The organism is Mesorhizobium sp. CNPSo 4671 (assembly GCF_057784245.1).
Window position 1 is genome coordinate 225,845 of the sequence record NZ_JBWLUW010000011.1, and the last position, 26,243, is coordinate 252,087.

Consider the following 26,243-nt stretch of genomic DNA (forward strand, 5'->3'; position numbering starts at 1 on the left):
TTCGGCCCGCAAAAGTCAAACGGATTGGAGTGTTTGGTGTCGGAAAATCTCGCGAATTGGCAGCCGCGCCCGCGACCGGAGCGCAAGGCGATCGACGGCCGCTATGTCAGGCTTGAACCGCTGAGCGCCGCAAAGCACGGTGACGGGCTCTATGAGGCGTCTTCCGTGTCCGATGTCGGCGGCCGCTTCGCCTGGCTGCCCGACTATCCGCCGGAAACCCGCGCAGCCTTCCAGCCATGGCTGGACAAGGTGGAGGCCAGCGAGGATCCGCTGTTCTTCGCCATCATCGACAAGGCCAGCGGCAAGGTCGCCGGGCGCCAGACCCTGATGCGCATCGATCCCGCTTACGGCGTCATCGAGATCGGCAACATCTATTGGGGGCCGCTCATCTCGCGCAAGCCGGCGGCGACGGAAGCGCAGTTCCTGTTCATGAAATACATCTTCGACGAACTCGGCTACCGCCGCTACGAATGGAAATGCAACAACCGCAACGAGCCGTCGAAGCGGGCCGCCGAACGGTTCGGCTTCAAGTTCGAGGGCATTTTCCGCCAGCACCTGATCGTCAAGGGTGAAAACCGCGATACCGCATGGTATTCGATCATCGACAAGGAATGGCCGGCCCTGCGCAAGGCCTATGAAGCGTGGCTCGACCCCGCCAATTTCGACGACGCCGGTCAGCAGAAGCGACGGCTCGAGGATTGTCGCGCGGAATTCGGCGCTTAAGTCCGGCTTGGGGCGCATGACAGGAGCTGCCATTGGCGGACACCCACGACCATAGCGGGCATGATCACAATGGGCACGATCACGGCGCCGGCCATGTGCATGGTTCGACCGACAAGAAACGCGTGCTGATCGCCGCCTGCCTGACGGCGGGCTTCATGGTGGCGGAAGCGCTTGGCGGCCTCTTCACCGGGTCGCTGGCGCTGCTGGCCGATGCCGGCCACATGCTCGCCGACGCCATCGCGCTCAGCCTTGCCTGGTATGCCTTCCATCTTGCCGGACGTCCGGCGACCGGCCAGCTCACCTACGGTTTCGGCCGGGTCAAGACGCTGGTCGCCTACACCAACGGCATCGCCATCTTCGTCATCGCACTGTGGATCATCTACGAGGCCTGGGGGCGCCTGCTCACGCCGACGCCGGTGCTGGGCGGACCAATGCTGGTGGTGGCGATCCTCGGCCTGCTGGTCAATATCGGCTCCTTCCTGGTGCTGCATGGCGGCGACCGCGAGAGCCTCAACATGCGCGGCGCCATCCTGCATGTGTTGGGCGACTTGCTCGGCTCCGCGGCGGCGATCGTGGCTGCAGTGGTTATCCTGGTGACCGGCTGGACGCCGATCGACCCGATCCTGTCGGTGCTGGTCTCGCTGCTGATCCTGTCGACGGCGTGGTCGCTGATGCGCGCCGCCGCCCATGTGCTGCTCGAGGGCGTGCCGCCAAGCCTCGACCGGGATCTGGTTGCCAAGGACCTGGAAACGACGATCGCGGGCGTGCGTGAAGTGCACCACATGCATGTCTGGTCGCTAGATGGGTCAAGCAATATGGCGACGCTGCATGCCTGCCTCGATGAGGGCGTCGATGCGTATCAGGCGGTCAGCGCCATCAAGAAGCGGCTTGCCAGCGAGCACGGCATCAGCCATGCCACCGTGGAACCGGAATTCGGCCAATGCGCCGACGAGGCCGACGAACATGAACATGAACATGAACATGAGCATGAGCATGATGCGGCCCCGCATCACAGCCACCATCACTAAGCCCGGTCGATAACCGGCCCTGCCTCAGGAGTTGCATAGCTTTGAAAGCCAGCTTGACGAATGCCCGCTGCCCCGGTGCTGCGTGATGGACCGCGACACCAGGAACGCCGCTATCGCCGCGCTGTGGATCATGCTGCTGTTCGGCATTGCCGCTTTCTATCTGCCGACGGTGATGCTGGCACTCGGCAGTTTTTCGACCGTGCTCGCCGGCATCTTCGGCATTGTCTTCGTGCTGGCGTTTTTCCTCGTGTTCTGGCTGCGCGCGCGCAGCCAGCGCAAAAATCAGGGCAAGTAAGGGATATCTGACATGCGCATTCTGATCACTGGCGCCGCAGGCATGGTTGGCCGCAAGCTCATCGCCCGGCTGGCCAAGGACGGCACGTTGCGCGGCGAAAAGATCACCGCGCTCGATCTGCACGACATCGTGCCGCCGCAGGCGCCGGCCATGGACGGCGTCAGCATCAGCACCCATACCGGCGACCTTGCCGAGACAGGTGCCGCAGAGAGCCTGGTCGCGTCGCGGCCGGATGTCGTCTTCCATCTCGCGGGCATCGTGTCGGGCGAGGCGGAGGCCAATTTCGATCTCGGCTACCGCGTCAATCTCGACGGCACGCGCGCTTTGTTCGATGCCATTCGGCTGGCGGGCTTTGCGCCGCGCGTCGTCTTCACCTCGTCGATCGCCGTGTTCGGCGCGCCGTTCCCGGACGTCATCCCGGACGAGTTCCATCCGACGCCGCTGACCTCCTACGGCACGCAGAAGCAGATGAGCGAGGCGCTGCTCGCCGATTATTCCAGGCGCGGCTTCTTCGACGGCATCGGCATCCGCTTGCCGACGATCTGCGTGCGGCCCGGCAAGCCGAACAAGGCGGCCTCCGGCTTCTTCTCCGGCATCATCCGCGAGCCGTTGAGCGGGCAAGAAGCGATCCTGCCGGTGCCGCGCTCGGTCGTGCACACCCATGCCAGCCCGCGCTCGGCGGTGAATTTCCTGATCCATGCGGCAGGGATCGACGGTGCTGCCGTCGGTCCGCGCCGCAACCTGACGATGCCCGGTGTCGCCGTCACCGTCGGTGAGCAGATCGAGGCGCTGGAGCGCATTGCCGGAGCGAAGACGGCGGGACTGATCCGCGAGGTGCCGGACGAAACGATCTGGGCGATCGTCAAGGGCTGGCCGACCCGCTTCGAGGCGCGGAGGTCACGGGAGCTCGGCTTCAGCGCCGAGAAGAGTTTCGACGAGATCATCCGCGCCCATATCGAGGATGAGCTGGGCGGCAAGGTGTATTGATATTCAGGTGATGCCGGCCTGCGAACAGCTGATACCTGCGCTTCCCCGTTCTACTGCGTCGCAGTAGAACTGTGCTCACGTACTTTAAGTACGCTCCGCTCCGGTTCTCGGCATCAACCTAGTCTGGTCGCTTCGCGCCCGTCTTCGACTCCGGCACGGCCTGACCTGAATCTCAACACACCTTCGGGTGCCACTTATAGTCAAACGCTGCCCGTCAAACTCGCCGACAGCAGCAGCAATCCGAACAGGAAGACGAAGGCGGCGCCGCCGATCTCGACGATCGAGTGGATGCGGTTGCCCATGTGGCCGTCGCCGGCGAAATATACCGCCCAGTTCTTGGCGGTCACGGCAAGCGTTGCCAGCGCCGAGACGGTGATGGCGGTGCCCAGCGACATGGCCAGCACCGACAGCAGGCCGCCGAGCCAGAGCCCGTTGAGCAGGGCGAAGCTCAGCACGATCAGCGCGCCGGAGCAGGGGCGGATGCCGACGGCGGCCACCGCCGACCAGGCGGTGCGCCAGTCGAAGCGGTCGCCCGACAGCAGCGCCGGATCGGGTGCATGCGAGTGGCCGCAGGTTTCGCAGACCTCGCCCGCCGCGTGATCGTGATGTGCATGGTCATGATGCACATGATCGTGCGCGCCGTGGTCATGATCATGGTCATGGGCGCCATGGCCGTGATGGTCGTGCGAATGGTCGTGGTCATGCCCGTGCAGCGCGTGCGAATGGGCATGCGCCGAATGGCTGTGCGCGGCATGCGAATGGCCGGCGTGGGAATGACTCGCGTGAGAGTGGCCGGCATGCGAGTGGCCACCATGCGAGTGACCAGCGTGCGCCGCCGACAGGCTGTAAGCCGGCGCCCTGCCGAACAGGCGCAGGATGGATGGGCCGAGCTTGCGCCAGAGCAGCCAGGCGCCGAACAGGGTGACGAGGGCAAAGCTCATGATCTCCATGAACCAGGCCGCGTCGGTCATCGAGATGGTGGTGCCGCGCAGGACGAAATAGGCGAGCAGCATCACCGCGATCGCCGTCAGGCCCTGGAGCAGGGCCGAGACGAAGGACAACAGGACACCGCGCCGCAGCGCCACTTCATTGGCCACCATGTAGGACGAGATCACCGCTTTGCCGTGGCCGGGGCCGGCGGCATGGAAAATGCCATAGGCGAAGGACAGGCCGATGAGCACCCACAGCTTGCTGTTGTCCTCGCGCATCGCCTTCATCGCCGTCGCCAACGCGCGATAGAATTCCTGCTGTCTGAGGTTGATCCACATCAGGATGTGGGCGAACGGACCGGTGGTGGGCGCCATGCCGTCATTGACGCCGATGCCGAGCGAACTCTGGGCGTGCGCGACGTCAGTAAAATGCATCGCGGCAAAGGCGAGGGCCAACAGGCCGAATGCCAAACGCAGGGACGGTTTCGTCACCGGTTTCATCCTTCTGGCTGACAGGTCAGTTCGAGCTTGGTGGCAAAGATCTTGCTCATGTCGGTGCCCGTCGGGTCGTTGAAGAAGGCATCCGTCAGGGTCTTCTGGTTTTCCTTGATGGCCTCGTCCGGATCCGGACGGATCACCTTGCTGGTGCAATTCGACGGCAGGCCTGCAACCGTGATGTTGGAATCTTCGGTGAAGTCGATCGCCGTGTAGAAAGTCGGATCATAGACGCCGATGTCGATCGTTCCGGTCAGCTTGATCGGAACCTTGGGCTCGGACTCGAACAGGATGATCAGCTGGTCGTTGTCGAAATTGGCCATCAGATGCGGAGGCGGCACCATCGTCACATCCTTGCCGTTCTGCGTGACGAGCTGGAAATAGTTGAATTCGGCCAGAGAGGCATGAACCGTGTCGGCGACCTCCTTCAGCTCCTTGTCGTCAAGCTTCAGGTCGGAGTTCTTGTCGAACTCCATCATCACCGTACTCGAAAACAGGTCGTCGAAACGCCAGAGATGGCGCAGCGCTTTCACACTTTGGTGATCCGGGGACAGGATCACGTCGAGGCGGGCCTCGGCGAAGACGTGCGGATGCACGTAAGCCGGTCGCGTGGCGGCAAAGATCGCTGCCAGGGCCGAAGCCAATATGATGGCGTGCCGTTTGAGCTGCATTCCCGATCGCGATTCCCTTGGCTTTGGAGAGAAACCGAAAGTTACCAGAAAGGGGGCGAAATTGGGACCGCTCGTGCGCGTCACCCAAAAGTGCGCTGCGGTTCGGGACTATGCCGAGCAGGCAACAAGAGCCGGAGGCAGGTCAAGCGACCTCACGCGTCCTGAACCATTGCACCAGGAAGTCGACGAAAACGCGGACCTTGGCCGGCAGATAGCGGCGGTGCGGATAGACGGCAAAGATGCCGCCGCCGGACAGGATGCGGTCGTCGAGCACCGTCACCAGCTGACCGCTCTTGAGATCGGGCGCGGCGATGAAATCCGGCAGGATGCAAAATCCGAGCCCTGACAAGGCGGCGGCGCGCGCCGCCATCGGGCTGTTGACCTCGATCGGGCCCGACACGGCGACGCTCAGCTGATCATTGTTGTCGCCCTTGAACGCCCAGTTGTTCAGCCCGCGGCCATTGGTGTCGACGATGCAGGGCATGTGGCCGAGATCCTGCGGCCGCGTCGGCATGCCATGCTTGGCGATCAGCTCGGGCGAGGCACAGAGCCTTATCGAAAACGGCGCCAGGCGTCTCGCGATCAGCGACGAATTCTCCAGGCGCGAGATGCGCACTGCGAGGTCGAAGCCTTCCTCGACCAGGTCGACGAAGCGGTCGTCGAGCTGGATGTCGAGCACGATGTCGGGATGCTGCTTGGCGAAGTCGATCAGCGACTGGCCGATCGGTGCGTCGGCGAAAGTGCGTGGCGCTGACAGTTTGATCCGGCCGCGCACGTCGCCGGAGGATTCGCGCACGGCGTCCGCCAGGCTGTCGACCTCGCGCACGATCTCCGAGGCGCGCCGGTAATAGGTGTGGCCCGCCTCGGTCATCGAGAACTGGCGCGTGGTGCGGTTGAGCAGCAGCGCGCCGAGTTCGTCCTCCAGTTCGCGCACATATTTCGACAGCAGCGCCTTGGAACGGCCGATCTTGCGCGCCGCCGCCGAAAAGCCCTCGGCCTCGACGACGTCGATGAAGGCGCGCATGCGGGTCAGTGTGTCCATGGTTCAGGCCCTTTGTGCTGCGTCGAGAAGTTTTCGGCCGAGCCGTATCAGGGCAATGTCGCTGCCGGAAGGGCCAAGCAGCGACAGGCCGAACGGAGCGCCGGCGACCGAGCCGATGGGCAAGGTTATCTGTGGAAAGCCGGAGAGGCCGGCCAGGCACAGAAGATGCAGCGCCCGCTCGCGATAGGCCTGGAACTGCTCCGGCGTCGAGTCGACATAGGGCGCCGGGCCGGGCACCGTCGGCAGGACAAGGAAGCCGTCCTTGCCGAGCAGGGCGCCGAGTTCGCCGCGGAAGGTCAGGCGGCGCACTTTTTCGGCCTGCACTGTCCGGTCATCGACGGCACGGCCAAAGCCGAAACGCTCCTCGACCCCGGGTCCAAGGTCGCGCTCGCCGCTGATGATCCAGTCGCCATGCACGCCCCAGGCTTCCCTGGCCTGCAGCCGGCGAAAGCACCAGTAGAGTTCATCAGGGGAAGAGCTGAAGCGCATGGTTGACGTCGCCGGCGTGCCGAAAACCGCGCTCGCCAGTCCCTTCATGCCGGCATATTCGGCAATCGCGGGGCGGGCGACCATCTCGTCCAGCCAAGGGAGCGATATCGGGCGGTCCAGGGAATGCTGGTGCGGGTCGCGGCCAAGCAGCAGTTTGCCGACCGTCTCGTAGGTCTCGATGTCGTCGGCGAACCAGCCGAACGTGTCGAAGCTCGGCGCCAGCTTCATCGTGCCATCGAGCGAGATGCGGCCATGCGTGGTGCGCAGCCCGATCAGTCCGCAAAAGCTTGCCGGCGCGCGGATCGAGCCGCCGGTGTCGGAGCCGGTGGCGATGTCGGCCAGCCTGCCCGCCACCGCCGCCGCCGATCCGGATGACGAGCCGCCGGTGACGCGGTCGGGGGCCGCCGGGTTCACTGGAAACGGAAAATGCGCGTTCTGGCCAAACAGCGCGAAGGCCAGTTCGTCGGTCTGCGTCTTGCCGGCAAAGCGCGCGCCGGCATCGAGAATCGTCTGCACGGCGGGCGCGGTGCGCGAGGCGGCATGGCTTTCGGCGAATTTCCTGGAATTGCCGCAGCCGGTGCGGTAGCCGGCGACGTCGTAAATGTCCTTGACGGCCAGCCGCAGGCCGGCGAGCGGGCCGAGCTCGGCATGAGCCACCGGCATCTGGCGCAGATCGAGAAAGGCGTTGTAGGGGCCGTGCGTGCCTGTCATCGTTCGATATCCGGATACGGTCCTCCCAACATTGTTCGATGCCAGAAATTTTACAACCTTGGATACGATTTTTATTGATTGTGACGGCAACCAGCCATATATCGCGCTTGCCCAAAGTCGCACGTGCCTGTGGGTGTCCGCCGATCCTCGAATGGTGAGGGAAATCGGTAAGGTAACTGGAGCCAACCCCTCCAGTCGGTCTAGCGGCCAACCGCAAGCCCGAGGACACCTTGAAGCAACGACGGTGCGGGCCTTTCTGGTTCTCTGCCGGTTGTCCAAAGACCGGGGTTACTGAAGAGGCACACCTTCATTGCCGGCAGTGCGGAACGGGGTTCTCCCAATCCAAGCCAAGGCAGACAAAGCGGACCGAAGCCGGGCAAGGCCAAGGTTCATCGCCGCGAGACGGCGTTTCATGGTTCCGGGGTCTCCACCGGCTGGTTCCATGGAATTTTCGTCCCGCCTTTGTTTGACCGCGTGTTCGCGAGGCCGACAGCCCGCGTCCGCACCCTTGTGCGCGCCGAAAGGCGTGTTTGGAGAAACCCGATGGCTACCCAGCGCATCCTCGACTTCCTCGCCACCCGACGTCCGTCCGGCCCCTGCCTCGTCGTCGACCTCGATGTCGTGCGCGACAATTTCCGCGCCTTCGAGAAGGCGCTGCCCGATTCCAAGATCTACTATGCGGTGAAAGCAAACCCGGCGCCGGAAATCCTGCGCCTCCTTGCTGCGATGGGCTCGTCCTTCGACACCGCTTCCGTTGCCGAAGTCGAGATGGCGATGGACGCGGGTGCGCCCGCGGACCGCATCTCCTTCGGCAACACCATCAAGAAGGAGCGTGACATTGCACGCGCCTACCAGCTCGGCATTCGCCTGTTCGCGGTCGATTGCGTCGAGGAGGTCGAGAAGATCGCCCGCGTCGCTCCCGGTGCGCGCGTGTTCTGCCGCGTGCTGACCGATGGCGAGGGCGCCGAATGGCCGCTGTCGCGCAAGTTCGGCTGCGTGCCTGCCATGGCCGTCGACGTGCTGCGCCATGCCAAGGGCCTTGGCCTCGACGCCTATGGCGTGTCGTTCCATGTCGGCTCGCAGCAGACCGACCTGACCGCCTGGGACCGTGCGCTCGCCGACGCCAAGAAGGTGTTCGCGACGCTCGCCGAGGAAGGCATCGTCTTGAAGATGGTCAACATGGGTGGCGGTTTCCCGACGCGCTATTTGCGTGACGTGCCGGCGGCCCAGGCCTATGGCCAGGCGATCTTCTCGGCGCTGCGCAAGCATTTCGGCAATGCCATTCCGGAAACCATCATCGAGCCGGGTCGTGGCATGGTCGGCAATGCCGGCGTCATCAAGTCGGAAGTCGTGCTGATCTCGAAGAAGGCCGACAATGACAATGTGCGCTGGGTGTTTCTTGACATCGGCAAGTTCGGCGGTCTGGCCGAGACCATGGACGAGGCGATCCGCTATCCCCTCGTCACCCGCCATGACGGCTCGGAGACCGCGCCTTGCGTGCTCGCCGGTCCGACCTGCGATTCGGCCGACGTGATGTACGAGAAGACGCCGTATCCGCTGCCTCTGTCGCTGACCATCGGCGACGAGGTGCTGATCGAAGGCACCGGTGCCTACACGACCACCTACTCCGCGGTCGCGTTCAACGGCTTCGAGCCTCTCCGATCCTACGTGATCTGACGGTTCGGAAGAACCGATCAGATCATCCCAGGTGGGCGCCTGTCGCCCGCCCGGGTTCGCTTGTGGAACAGATCTCCGCTCGTGAAGGGATCGCGGAAATGGAAATGTCAGTTGAAATCGTAGCTCATGCGCCGGCCTTCGTCATGGTCGCCGAAACCGTTGCCGACGTCGTGGCACGCGAAGCCTTGCTCGATCGCGCCATGGGGCCGATGCGGCGGAGAAAATCGTCGGAGAAGCTGCGGCGCGGCCGCCGGCCCTCGGAAGGCCTGGCCTTCGTCGCGCGCGATGCGTCGGGCGGCGTTGCCGGTACGGTGCGGCTGTGGGATGTCAGGTTGGGCGAGGGCGGTTCGGCGGCGCTGCTGCTCGGCCCGCTCGCCGTCGATCCGTCGCTCAAGAACGCCGGCATCGGCTCGGCGCTGATGCGCCATGCCATTGCCGAGGCGGCGCGTCTCGGCCACGCGGCAATCCTGCTGGTCGGCGATGCGCCCTATTACGGACGCTTCGGCTTCTCCGCCGACAAGACGGGCCGGCTGGCGATGCCAGGCCCCTATGAGCGGCACCGCCTGCTGGCGCTGGAACTGGTGGACGGCGCGCTCGATGGCGTGCATGGCACGCTCAAGGCTTCCGGCCGCAAGCTGTCAGTTCCAGCCGAAGTGCAACGCGCTGGCTGAAACCAGCGCGGCGTACTCGGTCGCGACGGCACCCAGTGCTGTCACCGCCGGCGAACCGGCGCCTCCGAGACGGGCCAGATAGTCCTCGCCCTTGGGGGCCTTGTCCCAGTCGTTGCCGATGAAGCGGGCCGCTGCCGTGCCGGAATCCGATACTTCCGGCGCCGGCGGCCCGAACGCGGCTGCCGTGCGGTTGAGCCCATCCAGAAACGCGGCATTGTCGAGGCCGCTATAGGGCTTGCCGTTACCGTCCACGACATTGAGGAAGATCTGCTCGTCGCCAAAGGCGGTGTAACCGCCACCCAGGCCTTTTTCCACGGCATCGGCTTTTTCGAAGAAACGCTGTGCCACGGTGGCGTCGAGCGTATCCTGGGGGAAACGGACGGTGACGAAGCCAGTGCTGCCGCTGCTCTCGTCCAGTCGGGAGACGAGCACGCTGTGCTGGTGGAAAATGTAGCCGAAGGCAGCGGCCAGACGATCGGCGGTCGCGTCGTCGAGCGCGGCCTCGGTCTGCAGCGATGCGTTGGTCTTAAGGAGGTAGCCACCCGGTGTGACTTCCGTCTCAAGCACGGCCGGATCGACGCCTATGCTGGCGACAATCTTGGGCACGATTTTCTCAAGCACCTCAGCCGAAAACGCAGCCCGTTCAGCGTAGCCGGCCGTCTTCAGCTTTGGCAGGTCGAAGCCGAGGGAAGGTGTGGCCTCGTAGGAAATCAGGACACGTTCATCGGCGGCCGCGGCCGCCGTCACCGAAACCAGGGCAGCGATTAGCACCGCACGCGCCACTGCTTGAACACTATGGAAATTCATTACCGACCTCGCTGCTTTGCCGCTCTTCTGGAGCCGAGGTCAGACTAAATGGATGATTTCGCAATCAAAGGTATGAGCGGCTTGCGGTTCTCCGCCGCATGAACGTTTCGTGCCAAGATTGCCGGAGCCCGTGGAACGAAAGTGCCGTCTTGAAGACGGTGTTCCGATAAGGCCAAGCGCGTCCAAATGATGATGCGACGCGCTTCGGCCCTGTCTGATTTCATGTCTGTCCAAGCCGCCATACGGCTTGCGACAGCCATCAGCCGATCAGCTGGCTGAGCGCCATGGCCACCGTCATGTCGCCTTCGACTTTGATCTTGCCGGTCATGAACGCCATGGTCGGGTTCAGGTCGCCAGCGATCAGCGAGTCGAGATCGTCGAGCGAGAGCTTGATGGTGCAGTCGGTGGGGGCATCGGTGTTCGAAACGGTCGCGCCGTCGATGACGATGACGCCGTCGCCGCCGGTGTCGAACTTCACGGAACGATCGAACCCGCTGCTGGCCACGCGCGACTTGATCTTCTCGGCAATCTCCTGAACGCTCACGCTGTTCTCCCTGTCTCGTTGCACTTGTCTGGTTGCATCTGTCGCGGAGGGCATTTCCGACCGGCCGAAGCCCATGCTGCCTCTGAGGCGAATACAATCGCTGGCGCATATAGCTTTGGATTGACGTTTACGTCAACGCGAATTGCGGCGACTGGTTCCTATCGCCGCACCAGGCAATTTGTCGGGCACCGGTGGTCAGTGAGCCGGTGGCGCATCCGCTTCGGCCGGCTTGGCCGCCTCGGGCGCCGCGGTGGTGGCATCCTGCCGCCGGCGCAGCCAGTTGTCGCGGATCTCGTCCTTGCTCAGGAAATTGACCTGATCGATCAGAACCTCATGCACCAGGGTTGAGCCGACGCGGGCGTTGACGGTGTCGCGGATCGCGGCGCGGAAGGCATCGAGGTCGATCGTCGCCTTCTTGGTGAAGTCGATCTGGGGATTGGAATAGAGGTAGCTGTAGACCTGATCGGTGATGAGCGCCTCGGCCGGAATCGACAGTTTCTTTATCTGCTCCGGCTCGACGGTGTAGACGAGCTTGGCCAGGAAATAGCCACCGATCTTGGAGTCGCGGATCAGCGGCACCGAAATGACGTCGGTCTTGACATAATCCAGCCCGCCCAGCATCGGCTTGGGCTTCTCGCCGACGCCGCTTTCGCCGGCGGCCTGGAACGAATAGAACACCGCGCCGAGCGTGGCGGCGCAGACCCAGACCGCGATGGCGATGACCTTGATCATTCAGAACCCGAGCCCGACATCATCGCGCGCTAGAGCCTGTTCCATCCCGATTCAATCGGGATGGGGCTCTATCCCTTTGTTTGCGCATGATCTTTTCCAAAAACCGGCATCCACTTTTCGGGATCATGCTCTAACCCTTCATCCGGCCGAATTCGCCGGCGGAGTAGGTGCCGTCGGTTTCGGCGCGCTGGATGGCGCTGCGCAGCAGGCTGGCAACCTCGTTGACGGCGCTCAGATGCGCCAGGATCGCCGCCTCGTTCTTCGCCAGTTTCTGGCGTAGCCGGGTCAGGCCTTCGCGGTGCTGTTCGAGGAAATCGGCTTCGCTGCCGCCCTTCATGGCGCGAGTCAGTTCGTAGAGATAGCGGCTCTTGCGGGCGTTCGACGCCTTGAGGTCGTAGCCGGTATCGCGGCGGATGCCGGCGGTCTCTTCCTCGACCACCTCCTCGATGCGGCCGATGATGGCGGCAAGGTTTCCCGGCCGCGCGAACGGTATAGGAGCCTCCGACGCGGTGGTGCGCGCCGGCAGGTTGGCGGTGAATTCGGAAGAGTCGGCCATGGCGTTTCCCAGTCTAGATCTTGATGTCTGTTTTTATGGTTGTCTCGTCGCCGGTCATCGACCTGGCGGCCTTGCGCTGCAATTCCTGGACGAGCGAGGTGGACAGACGGGTTTGCTGATCGATCTCGGTCTTCTCCGGTCCGTTCGAGACCGGGCCGATCGGCACCTTGCGCTTGCCGTCCATATAGTGGTCGGCGAGCAGCGACTTGGCGATGCCGATGCCGCCGCGCTCGGCCATGACGTCGGCGACGCGCTCGGCGAGCTGCGATTTCCACATGTCGCCGGCGAGACCCGTGCCATAGACGCCCTCGGTGTCCTTGGGCAGCATATTCTGGATGAAGGTCTGCAGGACCATCGCCTCGAACTTCTTGAATTTCTTGGCCGGGTCGGCTGTCGCCGCCGCTTTGTCTGCCGTGGCGCGCGACAGGATCGAGCCGGCATCGACGGATGCCGCGGTATCGACCGAGAACGTGCCCGCCGCACCGCCCGCGCGCTTGGTCAGCGCGGCGCGGGCAGCCTCGATATCGATCGGATCGGCAGCTCGGGCGACATCCATCACGATGTCGCTGGGTGGAGAAATTGCCAAGAAAGTCCGCCTTTTGCCGGTTTTCCTTAGCCAGACCATGCCTCAACAAGCTTGTGGCAGGCTTGCGGGGAGGGGGAGGAATGCGGGGTGGGATCGGATATTCGCTTTGCGCCGTAAGGGTATGTGCCGAGGGGGCCGGTCTGGTGTTCAGGCCACTGCCGACAAATCCGCTTCTGCCAAAGCCTGCTGTTAAATTCTTGCAGCTTTATTGTCGGCCATGGGTTATCCGATTGCTGACAATGTTCCATACGGAGTCCGATCATTGAGCGTAGCATTTGCCAAGGAGGAGAGTGCCGAGGCCGCGTCGGAAACCATCCTGCCGGCTCGCCCCATCTCCGATCGGATCAACCTCGTTACGGAGGTGGGCTTCAAGATGCTGCTGGATGAGTTGGCTCGCGCCCAGCAGGCGCTCGAGGCCGCCAACATGCTGGGAGATGTCAACGAAAGGCGACGGCAGTCGGCCGTTCCGATTCGAGATACGCGCTACTATGCCGAGCGCGTCCGTTCGGCCCAGCTTATGCCTGCGCCAACGTCCAACGAAGTGATCGCCTTCGGCCACACCGTCACCTTCGAGCGTGATGATGGCCGCTCCCAGACCTTCCGCATCGTCGGCGAGGATGAGGCCAACCCGACTCAATCTTCCATATCGCACGGGTCGCCAGTTGCGATCGCGCTGATTGGCAAAACCGTTGGCGATGTCGTCCATGTAGGACAGCGTGAACTTGAGATCCTGTCCATTTCCTAAGTTGGACAGGGTGGTGAGACGATGCACGGGATTCGAGTTGTCGGCAGCCAGACAACAGCGGGGCCGGCTGTTGTCACTGGGTTCAACATCCAGTCGCGCATGGAACCCATTCTTGTTGGCGTCCAAATCGCGGGTGATGGGCGCGAACCAGTCATGCGCACTTCACCTAGGATGCCCCACTGAGGTTCATAACCAGAACACCCCCGCAGCTACTCTTCGTTCCGCTTCTGCGCGATCAGATCCAGCCGTTCGCGGTCGGAGCGTTCGCGTTCGTCGCGGTTGCGCACGTCCTTGTAGGCGCGTTCGACCATGTTGGTGCGCGCGTTCGCGGTGGCGATGAGCCCGGCCTCTTGCCTGGCGCTTTCCAGGCTCTTCTCCTGGCGCACCACCGCCTGGGCGATGCGGCGGTGATAGAGGTCGGGGAACAGGCCGGACAGCGAATTGTCCTGGTCGAAATGGCCGATCAATTCGCGGGCTTCGGCTTCCGCCGCGTTTGCCGCCGCGAGGAAGGTGGCGTGGCGGGTCTCGTGCAGCGCCTTTAGCTGTTCCTGCACCTTGACCAGTTTCTTCAGGCGGTCCTTGCGTGTGGTCATCGCTACCTCGCCAAAGTCAGGTCGACGAAGCCGTCGACGAACAGCGTCAGCATGGTGCCGATGGCGAAATAGAAGATGATCATGCCGCCGGCGATGACGAAGGGCTGGGAGATGAAATAGATCGGGATCTGCGGGGTCAGCTTGTTGACGAAGCCGATCGTCAGATTGACCAGAATGGCATAGGCGACGAACGGGCTGCCGAGACGGATGACCAGGAAGAAGGTATCCGACACGGTGTCGGTGATGTCGACGAGGGCCGCCTGCGGGTTGAAGAAGACGTTGACCGGCGCCACCGTGTAGGACGCCACCAGGGCGCGCACGATCTCGTGGTCGAAGTCGAAGACGAACAGCATCAGCAGCGCCGAAAACGAGATGATGGCGGCAAGGGCGGCCTGGGGTTCCGGCTCTTCGATCGCCGGTCCGCCGGAGCCGCCATAGCCGATCAGCATGGCGATCGCCGATCCCATGAAGCGTAGTGCCTCCATGTAGAGCCTGGTCATGGCGCCGATCAGCCCGCCGACCAGGAGTTCCGAGATGATCATCGGCACCAGGATCTGCGGGCGGGGATCGACGAAGGGAATGATGCGGTCCCACAGGAAGGCGAGCAGGCCGCCTGTGGCGGCGACCGCCACGAACAGCCTAACCTGCACCGGCACGCGAGCGCTGGACAGGCCAGGCATCAGCATGAAGCAGGCGCCGATGCGGCAGAAGGCGAGGAACGCCGCGATGACGACGCTCTGCGAGAGAACGCTCACGATATGGTCCCGAGCACCCTGATCTCGACGCCCTTGGCGATTTCGACATGGGAGAGCACCGGCAGCGTGGTGAACAAGCGCTCGATGATCATGCGCACATAGGGGCGGGCGTCGGGCGCCGTGACGAGGACGAAGCGCTCGCCGGCCTCGAGGAATTTCTTGATCGCCTTGGTGGCGTCCTGGCCGAATTCCTCGAGCTGGCGCGGATCGATGTCGAATTCGCGCACCTCGCCCTTGGCGTCGCGCTTGAGGCTTTGATGGAAGGCGAGATCCCAGCGGTTGCCGAGGCGCAGCACCTTGAGCACGCCGCCTTCCGAGAGGTCGCCGCAGATCTGCTGGGCCATGCGGATGCGGACATGTTCGACGATCTGCTCGGTGCGGCGCACATGCGGCGCGATCTCGGCGATGGCTTCGATGATCAGATGCAAATTGCGGATCGAGACGCGCTCGGCGAGCAGCAGTTTCAGCACCGCCTGCAGGCCGGGATAGGAGATGTGGGTGGTGCAGATCTCGTCGGCGAGCTTGCGGTATTCCTGGTCCTGGCGTTCGAGCAGCGCCTTCATGTCCTTGTAGGACAGAAGCTGCGGCAGGTTGTTGCGGATCACCTCGGAGAGATGGGTGAGCAGCACCGACATGTTGTCGGCGAAAGTGTAGTTCTCGCGCTTCAGATCCTCGGCGAAGGTTTCCATGACGGAATAGGCGCGCATGCCGAAGGCCGGCTCGCGGATCTCTTCGCCGGGGATTTCGGGCACCTCGCGGTTGCCGAGCAGCACCATGATCTCGCCGACGCGCATCGAATATTCGGCAACCACCGTGCCATGCACCTTGATCTGGTAGCTCTTCGGCGGGATGGCGAAATCGTCGGCAACGCGCACTTCCGGCACGACGAAGCCGTATTGCTGGGCGAATTTCTTGCGCATCTTGCCCATGCGGAAGACCAGCTCCTGATGGGACACCAGCAGCCGGGTGGACAGCTGCTTGCCGATCAGGAGTTCGATCTCGGCGGTGGCAAGCGAGGCCTTGACCGAGTTCTTCTCTTCCTCGGCCTTGGTCGCCTTTTCCTGGGTCTTCAGTGCCTCGGCAGCGGCGAGGACGCGGTTGGCGCGCAGCGGAATGATGTAGCCGAGGCCGGCCATGCCGCCGGCCAGTGCAAAGAAGGGGAACAGCGGCAGGCCGGGCATCAGGCCGAGCAGCACCAGCAGCGCCGCCGCCACGTAAAGCGCGCGCGGATGGGCGCCGAGCTGGCCGAACACGGCCTGGTTGGTCGAGCCGCGGGTGCCGCCCTTGGAAACCAGCAGGCCGGCGGCGAGCGAGACGATCAGCGCCGGAATCTGGGTGACGAGGCCGTCGCCGACCGACAGCTTGATGAACACATCGGCGGCCTCGCCCATGCCCATGCCGTGCCTGATGTAGCCGATGGCGATACCGCCGACGATGTTGATGGCGGTGATGATGAGGCCGGCGATGGCGTCGCCGCGCACGAATTTCGAGGCACCGTCCATCGAACCGAAGAACGAGCTTTCTTCTTCCAGTTCGCGGCGGCGCAATTGCGCGGTCTTGTCGTCGATCATGCCGGCGGAGAGATCGGCGTCGATCGACATCTGCTTGCCGGGGATGGCGTCGAGGGTGAAGCGGGCGCCGACTTCGGCGATACGCGTGGCGCCCTTGGTGATGACGATGAAGTTCACCACGATCAGGATCATGAAGACGATGAGGCCGATGACGAAGTCGCTGGCCATCACCAGCTTGGAGAAGCCTGCAATGACATAACCGGCGGCGTGCGTGCCCTCATTGCCATGCGACAGGATCATGCGCGTGGTGGCGATGTTGAGGGATAGCCGCAGCATGGTGGCGATGAGCAGCACGGTCGGGAAGGAGGAGAAATCGAGCGGCCGCTGGATCCACAGCGCCACCATCAGGATCAGCACCGAGAGCGCGATCGAGAAGGCGAGGCCGATGTCGATGAGAAAGGCCGGGATCGGCAGGAACAGCACGGCCAGGATGATGACGATGCCGAGCGCGAAGAAGACGTCGCGGCCATTCTTGGCCACCGCGCCGGGCTGGATGCTTTCGCTGATCGCCATTGAAGTCCTCGAACCATAGACTGTCGCGCATAGGACAGCCCGGCGAGGGTAGCTGGCCAAGCTTGCGCGAGGGTGGGAGAGTGGCCGAACTGAATACCTCGCAACAAAGGAAACCCCATGCTCTTGATCATCGGCACCATCCGCTTGCCGCCTGGCAGCTTCAAGGAGGCAAGGCCCGTGATGGAGCGTATGATCTCTGGCAGCCGCGCCGAAGACGGCTGCCTCGAATATTCCTATGCCCGGGATGTGCTCGATGACGGACTGATCCGGGTCACCGAGGTGTGGCGCGACAAGGCGGCGCTCGATGCGCATTTCCGCTCGCCGCACATCGCTGCATGGCGCTCAAGCTGGCCGGCGCTTGGCATCGGCGAGCGCAATCTTGTGCTCTATGAAGCCGGCGAACCCACGCCGACCTGATCAGCGGCTTCGGGTCCGCCGAGCCGCCCGGTGCTTCCACAAACCACAGCGAAGTCTACAGCCGCCGACTTGGCGCGGTGCCCATCAGATTGATCCCGCCGCGCTCCAAATGCTAAGAAGGCCTAGCAGGCATTGACCTGTCTGCAGGACCAACCTCCGCCATCGGTATCGTGGCAATCTTCATAGCTGCCGTAACACATATTCGTTGAATTACGGTACCAGGGATAACCGCCTGGGCAGCAGACGTCCTGCTGCGCGAGCTGAAGAAATTCTTCTGTCGGCCGGCTCTGTTGTTCCGCATTGCCACCGAGCAAAACAGACCTGGAGTATGAAATATCCTGCTTAACTGGCAGATCTATGCTTGAGATGCTCATTGCAGACGAACTCAAAAAAATCGTGCAAGCAGCTAACGAAAAGAACCCCCGCCCACTCATGTTCTCCTCCTTGAGGGAAATAGAGACGGACCCAAATACCACTTTTCATGCGGTGCGTCGATTGCGCGGGCAAACTGGAGCAAGGGCTGCGAATCCGTCGTCCGACTTTCGGGTGGCCGACTGACTTATGCCTTCTACGCTCGGGGATTGATCGAAAGAAGCCCTCTGAACCGTTCGAAAACGATCCTCACATCGGGCAGCCTGCATGGCGGTTGCCATGCAGTATCCCTGGGCGTATCAGCCTTCTCACGTCCCATTTGATATCGCCGAGCCGCCCGGGTGCTTTCCAGAAACCAGCCACAAGTCTACGCCCGCCGGCTGCGCGCGGTGCTTCTGAGATCCATTCCTCTGCTCGAGGCGCGCGGCATCGCCGTGGTCATCCTGGCCGGCGTCGTCGGCGTCATGGCGGGCATACTGGTGACCGCGATGAGCCAGATCGTGCAGGATTTGCATGGGCTGCTGTTCGGCGTTCAGCCCGGCGGCCGGCTGTCGGGCATGTTCTCGCTCGCCAATCCGGTGCAGGCGCTGATACCGGCGATCGGCGGCGCCCTGCTCGGGTTGACGGTGATCTGGCTGCGGTTGCGTAAATTCCGCACTCCGGTCGATCCGATCGAAGCCAACGCGCTCTATGGCGGGCGCATGTCGCTGACCGACACACTCATCATCGCCGGCCAGACGATGATCTCCAGCGGTTTCGGCGCCTCGGTCGGACTTGAAGCCGGCTATACACAGGTCGGCTCCGGCCTGGCATCGCGGCTGGCGCGCATCTTCAGGCTGCGCCGCAATGATGTCCGCATCCTGGTAGGCTGCGGCGCGGCCGGCGCCATCGCCGCCGCCTTCGACGCGCCGCTGACCGGCGCCTTCTACGGTTTCGAGCTGGTCATCGGCATCTACTCGGTCGCCAATGTCGCGCCGGTCATGACCGCTGCGATCTCGGCCTCGCTGACGGCGGAAATGTTTGGCGGCGTGCCGTTTCCGCTCGAGCTTTCAGGGCTGCCGCAACTGACCCCCAGCCAGTACGTGCCGTTCCTGCTGCTCGGGCTGCTGGGCGGCGCCGCCTCGATTGCCATCATGCAGCTGGTGACGCTGATCGAACGTGGTTTCAACAGGCTCTCGGTCGATGCCTCGCTGCGCCCCGTCATTGGCGGCGTCATCGTCGGCCTGCTGGGGCTGATCACGCCGCAGGTCCTGTCCAGCGGCCATGGCGCGCTGCACCGCGAATTCGCCATGAACTATGGTTTGACCGTGGTGGCGAGCGTCTTCGTGCTCAAGCTCGCGGCGTCAGCCATCTCGCTGGGCTCGGGCTTTCGCGGGGGCCTGTTCTTCGCGTCGCTGTTCCTCGGCGCGCTGCTCGGCAAGGCGTTCGCCGGCGTGATGGCGCTGGTCTCGCCGGCGACCGGCATCGACCCCTCGGTTGCCGCCGTCGTCGGCATGACCTCGCTTGCCGTCGGTGTCGTCGGCGGTCCGCTGACCATGACATTCCTGGCGCTGGAATCGACCCGCGACCTAACGCTCACCGGCGTCGTGCTGGCCGCCTCGATCATGGCGGCGATCCTGGTGCGCGAAACCTTCGGCTATTCGTTCTCGACCTGGCGCTTCCATCTGCGCGGCGAGACGATCCGTAGCGCCCACGATGTCGGCTGGATGCGCAGCCTCACCGTCGGCTCGATGATGCGCAAGGACATCAAGACCATCGATGCCTCGACGACGCTGGCGGATTTCCGCAAGCAAATCCCGCTCGGCTCGGCCCAGCGGGTCATCGCCGTCGACCCGGGCGATGAATATGTCGGCGTGCTGATCGTGGCCGAACTGCACAGCGATCCTGCCGGAGATGAGGTGCTGGTGCGCGATCTTGCCCAGTACAAGGATGCCGTCCTGGTGCCCAGCATGAACGTGCAGACCGCCGCCGAGACGTTCCAGCGCGCCGGCGCCGAGGAACTGGCGGTCGTCGAGGATTTCACCGACCACATCGTGCTCGGTCTGCTGACCGAGGGCCATCTGATGCGGCGCTATGCCGAGGAGCTCGAGAAGGCGCGCCGGGACCTCTCGGGCGAAGGGTAGGGGATTCTCCTCCACGTTCCCTTGTCGACCGGCAGGCACGGCCTGCTCCATGGACACACCCTCTGAGTTGAGCAAGCCGCCCGGATATTGGCGCGCTCCTGGCCCATGCGCGGCTTGCCAGATGTACAGTGGTACTGTACAGAATGTTAAGTGCGGTGAGGAGACGGCATGCGCAAGGGGTCCGACAAGGCTTCGATAAAGACGGTCGACGCACCGGCCGCGACCCATGCGCATCAGGTGCTGGGCATGCGCCTCAAGAGCCTTCGCCTCGCTCGCAGGCTGTCCTTGCGGGAGCTTGCGGAGGCGACCGGAACGAGCGCCAGTTTCATCAGCCAGCTCGAACGCGGCCTGACCGGGGCCAGCACCGCCTCGCTCAACCAGATGGCTTCGGCACTCGGCGTCAGCGTCGCCATGCTGTTCGAGGAAAGCACGGCACAAAACCATGGCGTCCTGAGGCGAAGCGAGCGGCCGAGCCTGCCGCCCAGCGACGGCTGCCGCAAGATGCTGTTGTCACGGCCGCCGCTGAGCGACATGGAAGTCTATGTCGGGGAATTCGACATTGGCGGCTCGACCGGGCCCGATCGCTACACCCATGGCGACGCGCACGAGATGCTCGTCGTGCTGCGCGGGGTCGTCGAGGTCTCGCTCGGCGAGGCGCGCCATGTGCTCGAGGAGGGCGACAGCATCGAATACACGACATCGACACCGCACCGCTCAGAGAACATCGGCAGTGGCCGAGCCGAAGTGATGTGGATCATCGCGCCGCCGACCTCGGTGCGCGCCGAGCTCGATCAATACACGGCCTGGAAACCGCTCGCGGCCAGGTAGGTTCGATCCAAAAACGCGGGCATGAATGGGAGAGTTAGTGTGATGTTTAAATCGAGATTTGCAGGCCTTGGCGCCATTCTGGCGCTTGGCGTTGTGGCCGGCGCGGCCTTTGCGCAGGAGAAGCCGGTGGCGGGCGAGGTGAAGGAAGGTTCGCTCAAGGGCAAGACGCTGACGTTCGTCTCCTATGGCGGCATCTACCAGGACGGCCAGGCGGCGGCGCTGAAGGAGTTCGTCGACAAGTCCGGCGTCAAGCTGCTCAATGACGGACCGACCGAGATCGCCAAGCTGCAGGCGCAGGTCGAGTCCGGTAATGTCACTTGGGACGTCGTCGATACCGACGACCTGCCGCCTTACGTCTATTGCGGCAAGCTGTTCCAGAAGCTGGATCTGACGAAGCTCGACGTCTCGAAAATCCCGGAAGGCCAGGTCGGCGAATGCTCGGTGCCGGCGATGAACTACGGCGTCGTGCTGATGTACAACAAGGAGAAGTATAAGGATAATCCGCCCAAGAGCTGGGCCGACTTCTTCGACACGGCAAAGTTCCCGGGCGTGCGCGGAATCGACGGCTCCGGCAGCCCGACGGGCGGCTTGCTAGAACAGGCGCTCAAGGTTGCCGGCGGCGACCCGAAGGCAATGACGGTGGCAGATATCGACAAGGCCATCGATGTGGTCCGCAAGCTCGGCCCCGATACCATCTTTTGGAAGACAGGTGCTGAATCGCAGCAGCTGGCGGAATCGGGCGAAGCCGACATGCTGATGATGTGGACCGGCCGCGCCATGACCGCGGTCAAGAACGGCGCCAAATACGCGCCGGCCTGGCAGGACTGGCTGGTGGTGATGGACCAGATGACGATCCCCGTCGGCGTCAAGGATACGGACGCGTCCTACGCGCTGATCAATGCCTATCTCGGCAAGCACGCACAGGAAGTCCTGGCGGAGAAGACATCCTACACGCCGATCAACAACGAGGCGCAGCCCAAGGTCGACGCTTCCGTCGCCGCCTTTCTGACCAACACGCCGGATCGCCAGAAGCAGGGCTACAAGCAGAATTTCAAGTTCTGGGTCCCGAACTTCGCGGTGGCGCAGGAGAAGTGGTCGGCGCTGATGGCCGGCAACTGAACCAGCGAATGAGAGGCAGATCGTGAGCGCGTCTGAGCTTCCCCCCCAACCCGCCGCCGATGCGCGGCCGGGACGGGCATGGCGGCCGTTCGCGCTCACGGCGCCGGCGCTGATCCTGCTTGTCGCGGTGATCGGCTATCCGCTGTTCACAATCGTTGTGCGCAGCCTGTCGGAGCCGGAATGGGGCGTGCAGAACTACGTCTGGTTCTTCGGCGCGCCCATCAATCTCACGGTACTACAGCGCACTTTCACCATCTCGGCCTGGGTGACGATCGTCTGCGTGATCTGCGCTTATCCCTATGCCTATCTGATGACCGCCGTCGGGCCGCGCGTGCGGCTCGTCCTTGTGCTCTGCGTACTCATCCCGTTCTGGGTGAGCGGGGTGGTGCGCACGCTCTCCTGGGTCATCCTGCTGCAGGACTCGGGCGTCATCAATTCGCTGCTGAGGTCGGCCGGTTTCGACGGCATAAGGCTGATCCGGACCCAGACCGGCGTGGTGATCGGCATGGCGCAGGTGCTTCTGCCCTTCATGATCCTGCCGCTCTATTCGGTAATGAAGGGCATCGACCTCAGGCTGATGCGGGCTGCGCAAAGCCTGGGTGCACGACCTTCGCGCGCGTTCTTCACCGTCTACCTGCCGCTGTCGCTGCCCGGCGTCTATGCCGGCGCCATCATCGTCTTCATCCTGGCGCTGGGCTTCTACATCACGCCGGCGCTGCTCGGCGGACCGCGCTCGACCATGTTGTCGACGCTGGTGCAGACGCAGGTGCTCAGCCTGCTGCAATGGGGTCGCGGCGGCGCCATGGGCGTGGTGCTGCTCGTCACCACCTTTGTGCTTCTGGCGCTTGCAGCACCCGTGATGCGTTCGCGGTACCGGGAAGCGGGGCGGCGCTGATGGAGATCAAGCCGCTCACCCGTGTGATCCTCGGCCTCGTCTGCCTGCTGGTGGCGATATGGCTGGTGGCGCCGACGCTGGTCGTCGTGCCGATGTCGTTCAACGAGAACAAGTCGCTCGCCTTTCCGCCGCAAGGCTTCTCCTGGCAGTGGTACCAGAACTTCTTCACCAATCCGGACTGGTCGTCGAGCTTCCTCAACTCGCTGAAGGTCGCCTCGGTGGTGGCGGTGCTGGCGACGGCGCTCGGTACGCTCGCGGCGTTCGGCCTCGACCGCATGAAGGCCGGGCCGGCCAATCTGTTGCGGATGCTGATGCTGACGCCGATGGTGGTGCCGGGCGTGGTGCTGGCCATCGGCATCTATGCCGTCTATCTCGATACCCACCTGGTCGGCACGCTGCTAGGCTTCGTGCTCGCCCACACCATCCTGGCGCTGCCCTTCGTGCTGATCGCGGTCTCGGCCAGCCTCGAAGTGTTCGACAGGCGCCTCGAGACGGCGGCGGCGAGCCTCGGCGCCGGAGCGCTGACCGCGTTCCGCACGGTGACGCTGCCGTTGATCCTGCCCGGCATCCTGTCCGGCCTGCTCTTTGCCTTCGCCACTTCGTTCGACGAGATCGTGGTGTCGCTGTTCATCACCAACCCCTATCTCAAGACCTTGCCGGTGCAGATCTTCTCCTCGATCACGCGCGATGCCGATCCGACGGTGGCCGCGGTCGGCACCATCCTGTTGTTCGCCACGACACTCCTGATCGGCGGCGGCATGCTTCTCCTTGGTCGCGAGCGGAAAGGACGTCAATGAACCCGAAAGCGGAAAATCGGGGCGCCGCGATCGACCTCGCCACCGTCAGCAAGGCCTATGGGACGTTCAAGGCGCTGGACGGTGTGTCGCTGCGCATCGAGCCCGGCGAGTTCATGACGCTGCTTGGCCCCAGCGGCTCGGGCAAGACGACGACGCTCAACGTGATTGCCGGCTTCACCGACGTAACCAGCGGCAGCCTGTTGGTCGGCGAGAAAAGCGTCGTCGGCGTGCCGGCGCACAAGCGCAACATCGGCGTGGTGTTCCAGCACTACGCGCTGTTCCCGCATATGAGCGTCGGCCGCAACGTCGCCTATCCGTTGACGCTGCGCGGCGTCGACCAGGCCACACGGCAAGCGCGCGTGGCCAGAGCGCTCGACATGGTCAAGATGGGCGACTTCGCGCATCGCTATCCCAGCGAGCTGTCGGGCGGCCAGCAGCAGCGGGTGGCGCTGGCCCGCGCCATCGTCTTCGACCCGCCGCTGCTATTGATGGACGAGCCGCTCGGCGCGCTCGACAAGAAGCTGCGCGAATGGCTGCAGCTCGAGATCAAGCGCATCCATCGCGAGCTCGGCACCACCTTCGTCTATGTGACGCACGACCAGGAAGAGGCGCTGGTTCTGTCGGATCGCATCGCCGTGTTCAATCGCGGGCGCATCGAGCAGGTCGGCACCGGCCGCCAGCTCTATGACGAACCGGCGACGCTGTTCGTCGGCCGCTTCATCGGCGACTCCACCGTGTTGCGTGGCGAGGCGCGAAGCGATGGCACGAGCACCGCGCTTACCATAGCCGGCGAGACGGTAACGGCATCGACGCGCATCAACGGGGATGCCAGGCCGGTGATGCTGCTGCGTCCCGAAAAGCTCGCCATCCGCCGACCCGGCCAAAATGCTGCCGATGGCGCCAACCGTCTGTCGGGGACGATCGCCGAGGCCATCTATCTCGGCTCGGAATCGAAATATGAAGTGAAGTTGGCCGATGGCTCCGCCGCAATCGTGCGCTCACCGCTGACCGGCGAAAGTTTTGGCCTGGGCGAACCAGTGGAGCTTTGCTTTCACGGTGCCGACGCCAAGCTGCTGGCCGACGACAGCACCGCCGACACCACGCTCACCTGATCCCGCTCCCCATCTGAAAGTCATCCCATGCAAGCCATGCGCAACGGCGACATATCGTTCTGGTATGCGGATATAGGAGGGGTTCCCACGCCCCGGCCGCCCTTATCAGGCGATATCGAGGTCGATGTCGCGATCGTCGGCGCCGGCTATACCGGGCTGTGGACCGCCTATTATCTGAAGAAGGCAAGGCCCTCGCTGCGCATCGCGCTGATCGAGCGAAAGTTTGCCGGCTTCGGCGCTTCGGGCCGCAATGGCGGCTGGCTGTCGGGTGGGTTCTCGTGGTCGCGTGAAAAATATCTCAAGACCTCGACCCGGCAAGGTGTCAGCGCCATGCAGGCGGCGATGGCGGGCTGCGTCGACGAGGTGATCAGGGTGGCGACAGAGGAGGGGATCGATGCCGATATCCGCCGCGTCGACAATCTGACGGTGGCCACCAACCCCGCGCAGCTCGAACGCGCGCGCGAAGAGTTTGAAACGATCCGCGCCTGGGATGTCGATCCGGACCGCGTCGAACTGCTGGATCAGGCGGCGACGCGGGCACGCATCAACATCCGCAATGTCATGGGTGGCTTCGTCGTCCACGGCCAGGCGCGGGTGCAGCCGGCCAAGCTGGTGCGCGGGCTTGCCGCCGCCGTCGAACGGCTGGGCGTGCCGATCTACGAACAGACGACGGTGACGGCCATCGCCAAGGGCAGCGTGACCACCGACCGCGGCATGGTGCGGGCGGAAACCATCATCCGCGCGACGGAGGGTTTTACAGCAGGCATCCCCGGCGAGGAACGGACCTGGCTGGCGCTCAACAGCGCGCAGATCGTCACCGAGCCGCTGTCGGAGGCGCTTTGGCGCCAGATCGGCTGGGAGGGTCACGAGCTTCTCGGCAACGCCGCCCACGCCTATTGCTATGCCCAGCGCACGCGCGAGGGGCGCATCACCATGGGTGGGCGCGGCGTGCCCTATCGCTACGGGTCGCGCACCGACGTCAACGGGCAGACGCAGCAGGCCACGATCGACCAGCTGCATCAGATCCTGACGACGTTGTTGCCGCAGACGGCGAACTGCCGCATCGAGCACGCCTGGTGCGGCGTGCTCGGCGTGCCGCGCGACTGGTGCACGACCGTCGGCCTCGATCCCGCGACCCGCATCGGCTGGGCCGGCGGCTATGTCGGGCTTGGCGTGTCGAGCTCCAATCTTTCGGGGCGCACGCTCGCCGACCTGATCCTTGGCCAGGACACGGAGTTGACGCGCCTGCCCTGGGTCAATCGCAAGGTCAGGCCATGGGAGCCGGAGCCGTTCCGGTGGCTCGGCGTGCATTCGATGTACCAGCTTTATCGCATCGCTGACGGGCGCGAGGCCGCCGGGCTTGCGCATACATCGAAACTGGCCGCGCTCGCCGACAGCATCACGGGCCACTGAAGCGGTTCAGCGTTCGCTGAACCGCTTCAGCAATTTGTCTTTACGCA

Annotated in this window: 27 protein-coding genes; 15 read left to right on the forward strand and 12 right to left on the reverse strand. The window is 63.9% G+C overall.

Features of this window, described 5'->3' with window-relative positions; genetic code table 11:
• The first annotated feature begins 36 nt into the window (after positions 1-36).
• The 4 genes from AC04SF_RS27640 (at position 37) to denD (ending at position 3,033) form a co-directional block, all read left to right on the forward strand.
• Positions 37-723, forward strand: a complete 687-nt coding sequence (locus AC04SF_RS27640) for a GNAT family N-acetyltransferase (RefSeq protein WP_096457841.1) — start codon at positions 37-39, stop codon at positions 721-723.
• A gap of 32 nt (positions 724-755) precedes the next feature.
• Complete coding sequence (locus AC04SF_RS27645; RefSeq protein WP_488480354.1) at positions 756-1,751, forward strand: cation diffusion facilitator family transporter; 996 nt, start codon at positions 756-758, stop codon at positions 1,749-1,751.
• A gap of 82 nt (positions 1,752-1,833) precedes the next feature.
• Positions 1,834-2,046: a hypothetical protein gene (locus tag AC04SF_RS27650; protein WP_140772773.1), complete on the forward strand. Its 213-nt coding sequence runs from the start codon at positions 1,834-1,836 to the stop codon at positions 2,044-2,046.
• Between the two features lie 12 nt (positions 2,047-2,058).
• Positions 2,059-3,033 (forward strand): D-erythronate dehydrogenase, encoded by a 975-nt coding sequence (gene denD / locus AC04SF_RS27655; protein WP_488480355.1) that lies wholly within the window; start codon positions 2,059-2,061, stop codon positions 3,031-3,033.
• Positions 3,034-3,233: 200 nt separating this feature from the next.
• Here denD and AC04SF_RS27660 read toward each other — a convergent pair whose 3' ends face one another.
• The 4 genes from AC04SF_RS27660 to AC04SF_RS27675 all read right to left on the reverse strand — a co-directional run bounded on the left by AC04SF_RS27660 (position 3,234) and on the right by AC04SF_RS27675 (position 7,370).
• On the reverse strand, positions 3,234-4,463 hold the full coding sequence (locus tag AC04SF_RS27660; RefSeq protein ID WP_488480356.1) for a nickel/cobalt transporter: 1,230 nt from the start codon (positions 4,461-4,463) through the stop codon (positions 3,234-3,236).
• Positions 4,460-5,128 carry a DUF1007 family protein gene (locus AC04SF_RS27665; RefSeq protein ID WP_488480357.1) on the reverse strand — a complete coding sequence of 223 codons (669 nt, stop codon included), beginning with the start codon at positions 5,126-5,128 and terminating at the stop codon, positions 4,460-4,462. Before AC04SF_RS27665 ends, AC04SF_RS27660 begins: the two co-directional genes overlap by 4 nt.
• A gap of 142 nt (positions 5,129-5,270) precedes the next feature.
• Positions 5,271-6,170, reverse strand: a complete 900-nt coding sequence (locus AC04SF_RS27670) for a LysR family transcriptional regulator (RefSeq protein WP_096449883.1) — start codon at positions 6,168-6,170, stop codon at positions 5,271-5,273.
• A gap of 3 nt (positions 6,171-6,173) precedes the next feature.
• Positions 6,174-7,370 (reverse strand): amidase, encoded by a 1,197-nt coding sequence (locus AC04SF_RS27675; protein ID WP_488480358.1) that lies wholly within the window; start codon positions 7,368-7,370, stop codon positions 6,174-6,176.
• Between the two features lie 543 nt (positions 7,371-7,913).
• Between AC04SF_RS27675 and odc2 the strand changes: the two genes are divergently transcribed.
• Both odc2 and AC04SF_RS27685 read left to right on the forward strand, forming a co-directional pair.
• A complete protein-coding gene (gene odc2, locus AC04SF_RS27680; RefSeq protein WP_010911321.1) occupies positions 7,914-9,047 on the forward strand; it encodes an ornithine/lysine decarboxylase in 1,134 nt (377 codons plus the stop codon).
• 98 nt (positions 9,048-9,145) lie between these two features.
• Positions 9,146-9,718, forward strand: a complete 573-nt coding sequence (locus tag AC04SF_RS27685; protein WP_488480359.1) for a GNAT family N-acetyltransferase — start codon at positions 9,146-9,148, stop codon at positions 9,716-9,718.
• Here AC04SF_RS27685 and AC04SF_RS27690 read toward each other — a convergent pair.
• The 5 genes from AC04SF_RS27690 to AC04SF_RS27710 all read right to left on the reverse strand — a co-directional run bounded on the left by AC04SF_RS27690 (position 9,686) and on the right by AC04SF_RS27710 (position 12,982).
• The gene (locus AC04SF_RS27690) at positions 9,686-10,501 is read right to left on the reverse strand and encodes a hypothetical protein (RefSeq protein WP_488480360.1); all 816 of its coding nucleotides are present in this window, start codon (positions 10,499-10,501) and stop codon (positions 9,686-9,688) included. The genes AC04SF_RS27685 and AC04SF_RS27690 overlap by 33 nt on opposite strands.
• A 283-nt stretch (positions 10,502-10,784) precedes the next feature.
• Entirely contained in the window at positions 10,785-11,069 is a 285-nt protein-coding gene (locus tag AC04SF_RS27695; protein ID WP_019861010.1) for an SCP2 sterol-binding domain-containing protein, read from the reverse strand.
• A 195-nt stretch (positions 11,070-11,264) separates the two neighbouring features.
• A complete protein-coding gene (locus tag AC04SF_RS27700; protein ID WP_488480361.1) occupies positions 11,265-11,801 on the reverse strand; it encodes a hypothetical protein in 537 nt (178 codons plus the stop codon).
• A gap of 130 nt (positions 11,802-11,931) precedes the next feature.
• Entirely contained in the window at positions 11,932-12,357 is a 426-nt protein-coding gene (locus tag AC04SF_RS27705; protein WP_096449872.1) for a hypothetical protein, read from the reverse strand.
• Between the two features lie 13 nt (positions 12,358-12,370).
• On the reverse strand, positions 12,371-12,982 hold the full coding sequence (locus AC04SF_RS27710; RefSeq protein ID WP_488480362.1) for a rod-binding protein: 612 nt from the start codon (positions 12,980-12,982) through the stop codon (positions 12,371-12,373).
• A gap of 223 nt (positions 12,983-13,205) precedes the next feature.
• On the opposite strand from AC04SF_RS27710, the gene greA reads away from it, so the two are divergent.
• Positions 13,206-13,688: a transcription elongation factor GreA gene (gene greA / locus AC04SF_RS27715; RefSeq protein WP_488480363.1), complete on the forward strand. Its 483-nt coding sequence runs from the start codon at positions 13,206-13,208 to the stop codon at positions 13,686-13,688.
• Positions 13,689-13,897: 209 nt separating this feature from the next.
• Here the strand turns inward: greA and AC04SF_RS27720 are convergent, their stop codons facing one another.
• From AC04SF_RS27720 to flhA, 3 genes are read right to left on the reverse strand one after another with little or no spacing between them, the layout of a single operon-like run.
• On the reverse strand, positions 13,898-14,281 hold the full coding sequence (locus AC04SF_RS27720) for a hypothetical protein (RefSeq protein WP_488480364.1): 384 nt from the start codon (positions 14,279-14,281) through the stop codon (positions 13,898-13,900).
• A 2-nt stretch (positions 14,282-14,283) separates the two neighbouring features.
• A complete protein-coding gene (gene fliR / locus AC04SF_RS27725) occupies positions 14,284-15,036 on the reverse strand; it encodes a flagellar biosynthetic protein FliR (protein ID WP_095199361.1) in 753 nt (250 codons plus the stop codon).
• The gene (gene flhA / locus AC04SF_RS27730) at positions 15,033-17,120 is read right to left on the reverse strand and encodes a flagellar biosynthesis protein FlhA (RefSeq protein ID WP_202352809.1); all 2,088 of its coding nucleotides are present in this window, start codon (positions 17,118-17,120) and stop codon (positions 15,033-15,035) included. The genes fliR and flhA overlap by 4 nt, the downstream gene beginning before the upstream one ends.
• Positions 17,121-17,237: 117 nt before the next feature.
• Here flhA and AC04SF_RS27735 point away from each other — a divergent pair, with 117 nt between their 5' ends.
• The 8 genes from AC04SF_RS27735 to AC04SF_RS27770 all read left to right on the forward strand — a co-directional run bounded on the left by AC04SF_RS27735 (position 17,238) and on the right by AC04SF_RS27770 (position 26,196).
• Positions 17,238-17,537, forward strand: a complete 300-nt coding sequence (locus tag AC04SF_RS27735) for a putative quinol monooxygenase (protein WP_488480365.1) — start codon at positions 17,238-17,240, stop codon at positions 17,535-17,537.
• A 713-nt stretch (positions 17,538-18,250) separates the two neighbouring features.
• Positions 18,251-20,032: a chloride channel protein gene (locus AC04SF_RS27740; RefSeq protein WP_488480366.1), complete on the forward strand. Its 1,782-nt coding sequence runs from the start codon at positions 18,251-18,253 to the stop codon at positions 20,030-20,032.
• 168 nt (positions 20,033-20,200) lie between these two features.
• A complete protein-coding gene (locus AC04SF_RS27745) occupies positions 20,201-20,860 on the forward strand; it encodes a helix-turn-helix domain-containing protein (protein ID WP_488480367.1) in 660 nt (219 codons plus the stop codon).
• 42 nt (positions 20,861-20,902) lie between these two features.
• Positions 20,903-21,979: an extracellular solute-binding protein gene (locus AC04SF_RS27750; protein ID WP_488480368.1), complete on the forward strand. Its 1,077-nt coding sequence runs from the start codon at positions 20,903-20,905 to the stop codon at positions 21,977-21,979.
• Between the two features lie 22 nt (positions 21,980-22,001).
• Entirely contained in the window at positions 22,002-22,874 is an 873-nt protein-coding gene (locus AC04SF_RS27755; protein ID WP_488480369.1) for an ABC transporter permease, read from the forward strand.
• Positions 22,874-23,671, forward strand: a complete 798-nt coding sequence (locus AC04SF_RS27760; RefSeq protein ID WP_488480370.1) for an ABC transporter permease — start codon at positions 22,874-22,876, stop codon at positions 23,669-23,671. Before AC04SF_RS27755 ends, AC04SF_RS27760 begins: the two co-directional genes overlap by 1 nt.
• Positions 23,668-24,783, forward strand: a complete 1,116-nt coding sequence (locus AC04SF_RS27765; protein WP_488480371.1) for an ABC transporter ATP-binding protein — start codon at positions 23,668-23,670, stop codon at positions 24,781-24,783. The genes AC04SF_RS27760 and AC04SF_RS27765 overlap by 4 nt, the downstream gene beginning before the upstream one ends.
• A gap of 27 nt (positions 24,784-24,810) precedes the next feature.
• Positions 24,811-26,196, forward strand: coding sequence for an NAD(P)/FAD-dependent oxidoreductase (locus AC04SF_RS27770; protein WP_488480372.1), 1,386 nt, complete (start codon positions 24,811-24,813; stop codon positions 26,194-26,196).
• Positions 26,197-26,243: the final 47 nt, after the last annotated feature.